Here is a 1,755-nt window from a genome sequence, read left to right on the forward strand (position 1 = left end):
GAGCTTCGCCGCCGTGGCCACCACGGCCGGCGACTCCGAGCCAGGCTTCTACGTGCTCGCCTACCGCGCACCGCGGGCGAGCGCCGAGGACCTGATGGATCACGCCTGCACCGCGGCGCGGTGAGACGGCACCCGGCGCGACGACGCGCTTCCTCGACACGCCGAACGCTGGGGCTATCCTGGATCGATGCATCGACCCGCCACCGCTCGTCCTCGCATCGCGCCCGCCGCCGACGGGCCGCCGGGCGGCCGCGAGACGATCTTCGATGCGAATGTCTGGGCCGGCCGGGCCGCCGCGCTGCGTCCACTACGTCGGCTTCAAGGACGACCGCTACTGGAACGCCGTCCGCATCTTCGGCGGCCCTCGGGTGATCCACCGGCGCTGGGACTGGTTCGCAGTGCACGACGTCGGCCCCGACGACCTGGTGGTGTTCGCAGAAGGCGACGAGCGGCAACCGATGGCCGCGTGGAACGCGACCGACATCGACGAGCGCTGGTTGACCTGACACGTCCACGCTGCGGCACTCGCGACGTCGCCCTCGCGCGAACCGAACGCGGATGGCGTTCGTTGATCCGCCATGACCGATCAGCCCCCCGCCCAAGCCTCCGACGCCCTCATCGACGCGCGCCGCCGGGAGATGGCCGTCGAGCACCTTCTCTTCGGCACGATCCGCTTCGTGGCGCAGCGCCACCCGGAACTCCTCGACGAGCTCGACGGCAGCCTCGACCATCTCTGGGACAAGGCCCATGGCGAGGCTCGCGACGACGAGGCGGTGCGCGAGATCGCGCGGCGCTTCATCAAGAGCCTTCACGCCGAGCGGTAGAGGCCTGCCGGCAGGATGGCGCTTCGTTCGCCGATTAGGATCGGCGCGCGGACAACGCGCTGCCGAGAAGCACCGTCCCCCAGGCCGCCGCAAGCACGAGCCCGAGACTGAGGCGACCTGCCGAGGGAACGCCCTTGCGGTCGCGCCAGCCACCGTCGGCCCGGGTGCCTTCGGGCTTCGGCTGACGCAAGGCACCATGCGTGCGTGGGCCGGGGTCGGCCCTGTCGAGCGCGCGGCGGAAACCCGCCCCCATCATCCGTTCGGTCACGGACGGTGCGAGGGCGTAGCCGACCTGGGCCAGACGCGCAGGCCAGCCCACCGCCACCTCGTGGCGTGGGTGCAGCGCAAGCCGCAAGTAGGTCTCGGCCACGTCTTCCGGTGCATAGTACAGGTGGCCGGGGTTGAGCGTCTTACCGGTCACGTTGGCGCCGTGCTCGAGGCCGGGCGTGTCGACGATCGCCGGAAACACGCCGCAGACGTGGATGTGCCGGTGAGGCGCGAGCTCCTGGCGCAGGCTGGCAGAGAAGCCGCGCAACCCGAACTTGCTGGCGGTGTAGGCCGCGGCGAACGGCGTCGGCGCCCAGCCGCCCATCGAGACCGTGTTGATCAGCGTGCCGCTCCCCTGACGTAGGAAGTGCGGCAGCACGGCGTAGGCGCCGTGGATGGCGCCCAACAGGTTGATCGCGATCGTCTGCCTGTGCAGATCGAGCGGCGCGTCGAGGAGCGGGCCGAACACGCCCGCGCCGGCGTTGTTGATCCAGACGTCGATCCGGCCGAACGCGCCCACCGCCCCGTCGGCCAGCGCCGACACGGCCTCGGGATCGGCGACGTCGGTGGGGATCGCCACGGCCTCGCCGCCGCGGCCGCGAATATCGCGCGCCAACGCGTCGAGCACGTCGGCCCTGCGGGCGGCCAGGACGACGCGTTGGCG

At 71.6% G+C, this 1,755-nt stretch carries 3 protein-coding genes; 2 read left to right on the forward strand and 1 reads right to left on the reverse strand.

Going from position 1 to position 1,755, the window contains the following annotated elements; all coding sequences use genetic code 11:
• Positions 1 to 272: 272 nt before the first annotated feature.
• Together FV222_RS25065 and FV222_RS25070 are read left to right on the forward strand one after the other, a co-directional pair.
• On the forward strand, positions 273 to 506 hold the full coding sequence (locus FV222_RS25065) for a hypothetical protein (protein WP_147815913.1): 234 nt from the start codon (positions 273 to 275) through the stop codon (positions 504 to 506).
• A gap of 72 nt (positions 507 to 578) precedes the next feature.
• Entirely contained in the window at positions 579 to 824 is a 246-nt protein-coding gene (locus FV222_RS25070) for a hypothetical protein (RefSeq protein ID WP_246685653.1), read from the forward strand.
• Between the two features lie 34 nt (positions 825 to 858).
• Here FV222_RS25070 and FV222_RS25075 read toward each other — a convergent pair.
• Positions 859 to 1,755: SDR family oxidoreductase (locus FV222_RS25075; protein WP_147815914.1), on the reverse strand; the 897-nt coding region annotated here is incomplete at its 5' end.

Source organism: Methylobacterium sp. WL103 (assembly GCF_008039885.1).
Classification (GTDB): Bacteria; Pseudomonadota; Alphaproteobacteria; order Rhizobiales; family Beijerinckiaceae; genus Methylobacterium; species Methylobacterium cerastii.